The sequence below is a fragment of the Fodinibius sp. genome (genome assembly GCF_041642155.1).
Taxonomy (GTDB): Bacteria; Bacteroidota; Rhodothermia; order Balneolales; family Balneolaceae; genus Fodinibius.
This window is the reverse complement of record NZ_JBEPWZ010000015.1, coordinates 21,008-27,199: the sequence shown is the minus strand read 5'-3', so window position 1 is coordinate 27,199 and position 6,192 is coordinate 21,008. Positions and strand designations below refer to the sequence as shown.

Below are 6,192 nucleotides of genomic sequence, written 5' to 3'. Positions count from 1 at the left end.
GCCTTATTCGTAAAGGTCAGTGCCAGGATATCGTCGGGAGCAGCCTTCTGCTGCTGAATGAGATACGCTATGCGGTAGGTAAGTACGCGTGTTTTGCCGCTGCCGGCCCCGGCGACGATAAGCAGGGGACCTTCCGTATGCTGTACGGCACGCTGCTGGGCTTTATTCAGGTCGTGGATAAAATCCGGTTCTTTTGGCATAAACTAAATTTGAATATTCTTTTTAAATGTAAGGCTCATCGAAGCCTCTCCGTGCTTCGCAAAGGTTGAACTCCTGCAACAAACTTAAACGCCTGGTGAGCCAGATCTGTACTTATTCACTTCACTGAAGAAATGTTGAAGTATATCGTATATATTATTCCAATTCTCTTAAAATTCCGCGCAGCTTCTCCAGGTTCGTTACCGTGTCGGCTTTTTTATCTCGTTCGCGCTGCACCACTTCTTCGGGAGCATTATTGACAAAGCCGTCGTTGTTAAGCTTCCCTTCAATCGATTTGAGGAAGCCTTGCAGGCGATCGATCTCTTTCCGTATGCGTTCCCGCTCTTTATCAAGATCAACAAATCCCTTGAGGGGGACAAAAATTTCTGTCCCTTCCACAACGGCTGATGCGGAGGTTTCGGGCTTTGACAAATCAGCCCTTACTTCAAGGGCATCGATACGTTGCAGCTTTCGGAAAATCCATTCGTTATTCCTGAGGGCCCCGGCCGCCTGTTCATCGCCGGCGTTAATCAGCAGGTCGATGTCGTCGTTGGGACTCAGGTTAAACTCGGCGCGAATATTGCGTACCGCGGAAATGATGCGCTGGATCCTGGTGAACAGGGCCTGGTCCTCCCTTGAAACCGCCGACTGGTCAAATGCAGGCCAGGAGGCAACGATCATGGCCTCCTCTGTTTTGCGGGGACGAATATGCTGCCATATCTCTTCTGTTATAAACGGCATAAACGGGTGGAGAAGTTTCATAAGCTCTTCGAAGAAATTAAGTCCCCTTGCCAGGCGTTCAGCAGGGATGTCAGCGCCCGGTTCGTCTGCTTTAATCAATTCGATATACCAGTCACAAAAGTCGTCCCATATCAGCGAGTATATTTTATGCAGGGCCTCATTGATGCGGAATGTTTCCATGTCTTTGTTCATCCCCGCAATCGTCTCATGCAGACGGGAGAGCATCCAGCGGTCAACGAGGTTGGTTTCGTCAATGTCAAGTTTCCGGGAATAGTTCGTATCCTCCTGTTTGTTCATGGACAGAAAGCGGAACGCATTCCAGATCTTGTTGGCAAAATTGCGGCCCTGCTCGCAGAGCTGTTCCTCAAACAGCAGGTCGTTGCCGGCCGGCGAGGAGAACAGCATGCCCACGCGTACCCCGTCGGCTCCATACTCTTCCATCAGCTTGATGGGATCGGGGGAGTTGCCCAGGGACTTCGACATCTTGCGGCGCTGGCTGTCGCGGACGATGCCGGTATAATAGACATTGCTGAACGGCTTCTCGCCGCGAAACTCGTAACCGGCAATGATCATCCGGGCTACCCAGAAAAACATGATTTCCGGGGCCGTTACCAGATCGTCGGTGGGGTAGTAATAGTTAATCTCTTCGTTGTCGGGATCTTTTATGCCGTCAAAAACGGTAATCGGCCAGAGCCAGGAAGAAAACCAGGTGTCGAGAACATCCTCATCCTGGTGGATATCGTTGCCGGCCAGGGAAGGATTATCCGACTTGTCCCGCGCTTTGGCCAGTGCTTCTTCCTCAGTTTTGGCAATAACGTAATCGTCTTTGCCGTCTCCATAGTACCAGGCCGGGATACGCTGACCCCACCACAGCTGCCGGGAGATACACCAGTCGCGAATGTTCTCCATCCAGTGGCTATACGAATTTTTAAATTTTGCCGGGTGAAACTGAATATTGTCATTCATCACATTCTCGTGGGCCGGCCTGGACAGCTCCTCCATCCGGCAGAACCACTGCAGCGAAAGGCGGGGCTCGATGACGGCATCTGTGCGTTCCGAGTAGCCCACCTTGTTGGTCATCTCCTCCACATCGACAAGCTGGTCCCGTTTTTTTAAATCCGTTATGATGAGCTCACGGGCCTCAAAACGATCTTCACCGACATAGTATTCAGCCGCTTCGCTCAGCGTGCCGTCCGGATTCAGCATGTCGATAATTTCGAGATCGTGCTTTTGCCCGATTTGGTAGTCGTTCTCGTCATGGGCCGGCGTAATTTTCAGGCAGCCGGTCCCATACTCCATATCCACATACTCGTCCGCTATAATAGGCACCTCCCGCTCTACCATCGGGATGATCGCTGTTTCGCCGATCAGATCCCGGTAGCGCTCGTCGCCCGGATTCACGCAGACGCCCGTATCGGCCAGGATGGTTTCGGGACGTGTGGTAGCGATGGTCACCCAGCGATCGCTGTTCTTTAACCAGTAGCGCACATGGTACAGTTTCGACTGTTCCTCACGGTGGATGACCTCTTCGTCCGATAGCGCGGTCTGCGCCTCCGGGTCCCAGTTGATCATTCGTTTGCCGCGGTAGATGTAGCCCCGGTTATAAAGCTCAATAAAACAGTCGATAACCGATTCGTAGAGGTCCTCCTCCAGCGTAAAGCGCGTGCGTTCCCAGTCGCAGGAGGCGCCTAATTTCTGGAGCTGCTGCAGGATAATTCCGCCGTGCTCCTCGGTCCATTCCCAGGCGTGTTCCAGGAACTCCTCGCGGGTCAGGTCCGCTTTGGTGATGCCTTCCTTACGCAATTTTTGTACCACCTTGGCTTCGGTAGCGATGGAAGCGTGGTCGGTACCGGGCACCCAGCAGGCATTTTTGCCCAGCATGCGGGCGCGGCGCACCAGCACATCCTGGATGGTATTGTTGAGCATGTGTCCCATATGCAGCACGCCCGTCACATTCGGAGGAGGGATGACGACGGTATATGATTCACGGTCGTCGGGCTCGGAATGGAAAAATCCGTTCTCTTTCCAGAAGTCGTACCATTTCTCTTCAACGTTGCCGGGATCAAAATGTTTGGGAATGTCCTGTAGGGCCGTTGATCTGTCCAAAATTCAAGTATGCACTTTTCGTGTTCACATTCGTTTTAAATTGGATGGGAAGATACGAAAAAGGAGGGAAGATGTAGAGCAATTTCTATATGGAATCGGTTTAGCACAGTCTACCATGAAACGGTCGGACAATAGCACGAGCCGCGACTGCGGGAAACAGGCAAAAGGTCCGGATTTGATTATTTTCGTATCTAAAGCATCCGCCATAATATTTTTTTGGAGAACATTCTGGGCGCAATCCAGTATATCTTGCATCATGGATGTTTCACAGCGTGTCATCTGAAACAAGATATAAAAATTTCAATCCTGATTTCTGCGCCCTTGCTTGTACCTGATGTCTAATGGCGGAAAACAAATACAAATGCATAATCCCGGTTTTAATCGACAGGTATCTCCCCATGCGGGAAAGTCAGATATGATCTGTTCAGCAATATTTCGTTGTTATAATTACATAAAGATGAAAAAGTACGTTTCACCCATCCGGCCTTCCGGCTTTGCTGCCGCATTTTTTGTATTGCTCTTTTTCTTTGTTCTGGAGGGGTGTGCCCCGAATGATCAAAAGGAAGAAGACGACGTGCAACAGGTTAAGGTTGAAGCGGACGACAGTTTCGGCAAGGCAATGGCGATGGGCCAGATCGACAACAGGGAAATTGACGAGGCATCGGGACTGGCAGTCAATCCGGACCATTCCCATTTACTGTGGACCCACAACGACAGCGGGGATGAAGCCCGGATCTTCTTAATCCAAAAAGATGGGCGCTTCCGGGCGGAATACCATTTACAGGAGGCCACAAATCGCGACTGGGAGGACCTTGCCGTGGGACCGGGCCCCGACCCGGATGTCCACTATTTATATATTGGCGATATCGGTGACAACTTTACCTTTCATTCCAGTTATGTCATTTATCGCCTGAGACAGCCAGACGTTCAATCGGGACCGGAGGGGGAAGGTCCGGCCAAAATGTTGTCGGACGTTGATGAACTCCGTTTCGTCTATCCGGACGGAAGTCACGATGCTGAAACGCTGTTTATCGATCCATCGACCCGGGATCTGTATATCGTCACCCGGCAGGAGAGGCAAGACCGGGTTTACCGTTACCCTTATCCGCAATCCACCGCGAAAACCGATACCGTGGAGTTTGTCGGCAAACTTCCGTTCAGCCAGTTCGCAGGTGGTGATTTGTCGGCCGACGGGCAGACCCTACTGCTGAAAACGCTGCCAAGGATTTTCATATGGCAGCGCAAGCCCGACCAGTCGATTCCGGAGATGCTGTCCGGGACCCCCAAAGAACTTCCGTATGGAACGGGTCCCCAGGAAGAGGCCATCGCAATAGGGCCCAGGGGAAACGGGTACTACACGCTGAGCGAATCCAAGGGCAATCCCGTCACGCTCTATTTTCATCCGGCCAAATAAGAGTAAGTCCCGGAATCCAGATTTTTTTTGACTACATACCGATTTAAATATTTAAAAGTTCATCGATTTTCATCATCATAGAGAACCAGGATGATTTTAAAAGGCAGCAAATTTTATCCATTTCAGAAGTACCAACGGAATCCCTCTTGCTCATCAAATTTGAGAACTACTTTTTCTCCCTTGTTTATTTCCAGAGTTTGCTCGTCGCTTTGCTGCCATTCAACTCCATTTCCCGTTACATTGCCTACCTGAACATTTACTGTATGGCTGCCCGGATCCAGGGGAATGTTGATAAGACCGCTGCTGTAACCTCTTCGAAATATGCCTTTGGGCGAATAATTTTCTTCAAAAAGAGTTTCGCCATCAACCGCTTTCCGGATCAATGGTAAGCAAACTACCCGCACTGTTACCGCATACAAAAGCCACGTTCAGATCTTCCAGTTTGCGTTCGTCATCATCCAGCCACCGGTCAAGTTTTTCGCGTATGTCCCAGGCCGATAAATTGGGATAATCGATAGCAACGGGATCGCACGATCCTACACAAATTCCGCACGATACACAGATAGAATGATCAATTTCGGCGATGAACTCACTTTTCCTGGGATTGCCCTTTTGCCTGGGCACCATGGTTATGGCATTATAGGGGCAGTCATAAAAGCACTGCGTACACCCGTTACATTTTATTTCATCGACTACCGGTTCTGTTTCCCCTTTTTTTCTTCTCTTCATCATCCAGGGAATGCTGGAAACCACAACGAAGCCAGCCAGAAAGAGCAGCCAGAGTGTGCCGCCCTGCAGGCGTTCGGTCAGAATAAGTGGAAGTAGGTAGAAATAGTCGATAGCTACTCCTTCGGGTGAAGATAACAGGTCGGCCCTTTCTCCAATATCGGCAGGAAAAAGCAGTGATACCGTAATCAGCGAACCCATTAAGAGTACCGAAAAATTCATATTGGTCATAAAATTCGGCTTGTTTAAGCGGGATACGTGAAGCCAGATCATAATACCGAAGCTGATCGGAATCAGCATGTGTAGAAAGAATACCACCAGGAACAGGACAGAGTTAAAACTGTCGCCCGTAAGAAAAGAAGCAGCAAGTGGCTCAGCAAAAAAGGGCAGTACATCAACCATCTTGGCCGTGGCTGTTGCAATCATGGCGGCCTGATCATCCCAGACGAGCCAGTATCCCAACCAGCCGTCAAACCATATAATAATCAGTGCCACGATCCCGGTAATCCATGCAAGCCATCGAGAGCCGGTAAAGCGGGCCCCGAAAAAGACTTTACAAGCATGGAAAATCACGAATAATATAAACGCATCTGAACTGTAGCGGTGCAGGCTGCGGATGAGCTCAGCAGTGTAAGGACTATCGGACATCGCAATCACAGAATCATAGGCAGAATGCACGCTGGGATCATACCAGATCAATAGCAAAAAACCTGTAATGACCGCGACCACAAACATAAAATTTGCGATAGCTCCGGACTGAATGAAAGGATGGAACTGCTCTGGAATATACCGTAGCGTAATGCCATCTAATTTCCGAAACCAGCGGTCAACATTATCCAGGTATTGCTGTCCCCTGACCGATGAATCCGGACCGGCATCCGAGGCCCTCACAACGTTCGTTTTAAACTCCTGCCAGTTCCAATATGATTCTTTTGCTTCGAGGTTGTTATTATCGTTTGAGCCTTCCGCCATAATTGTCTACAAAATTCGAAGCTTGAATATATTTC

At 49.9% G+C, this 6,192-nt stretch carries 5 protein-coding genes; 1 reads left to right on the top strand and 4 read right to left on the bottom strand.

Annotated elements, in window-relative coordinates:
* Nucleotides 1-200 (bottom strand): UvrD-helicase domain-containing protein (locus ACESLU_RS02275; protein WP_372634538.1); only part of this gene is annotated, 200 nt, incomplete at its 3' end.
* A 154-nt stretch (nucleotides 201-354) separates the two neighbouring features.
* Nucleotides 355-3,045: a valine--tRNA ligase gene (locus tag ACESLU_RS02270; protein WP_372634535.1), complete on the bottom strand. Its 2,691-nt coding sequence runs from the start codon at nucleotides 3,043-3,045 to the stop codon at nucleotides 355-357.
* Nucleotides 3,046-3,502: 457 nt separating this feature from the next.
* On the opposite strand from ACESLU_RS02270, the gene ACESLU_RS02265 reads away from it, so the two are divergent.
* Nucleotides 3,503-4,459 carry a hypothetical protein gene (locus ACESLU_RS02265; RefSeq protein WP_372634532.1) on the top strand — a complete coding sequence of 319 codons (957 nt, stop codon included), beginning with the start codon at nucleotides 3,503-3,505 and terminating at the stop codon, nucleotides 4,457-4,459.
* Nucleotides 4,460-4,581: 122 nt separating this feature from the next.
* On the opposite strand, the gene ACESLU_RS02260 is transcribed toward ACESLU_RS02265, so the two are convergent.
* Complete coding sequence (locus tag ACESLU_RS02260) at nucleotides 4,582-4,842, bottom strand: hypothetical protein (protein ID WP_372634528.1); 261 nt, start codon at nucleotides 4,840-4,842, stop codon at nucleotides 4,582-4,584.
* On the bottom strand, nucleotides 4,823-6,157 hold the full coding sequence (locus tag ACESLU_RS02255) for a cytochrome b N-terminal domain-containing protein (RefSeq protein ID WP_372634524.1): 1,335 nt from the start codon (nucleotides 6,155-6,157) through the stop codon (nucleotides 4,823-4,825). Before ACESLU_RS02255 ends, ACESLU_RS02260 begins: the two co-directional genes overlap by 20 nt.
* Between the last annotated feature and the right edge of the window lie 35 nt (nucleotides 6,158-6,192).

Bases quoted from the DNA above. Each gene is read 5' to 3' on its own strand.
- ACESLU_RS02255 (WP_372634524.1), bottom strand. From the start codon at position 6,157: ATGGCGGAAGGCTCAAACGATAATAACAACCTCGAAGCAAAAGAATCA.
- ACESLU_RS02265 (WP_372634532.1), top strand. From the start codon at position 3,503: ATGAAAAAGTACGTTTCACCCATCCGGCCTTCCGGCTTTGCTGCCGCA.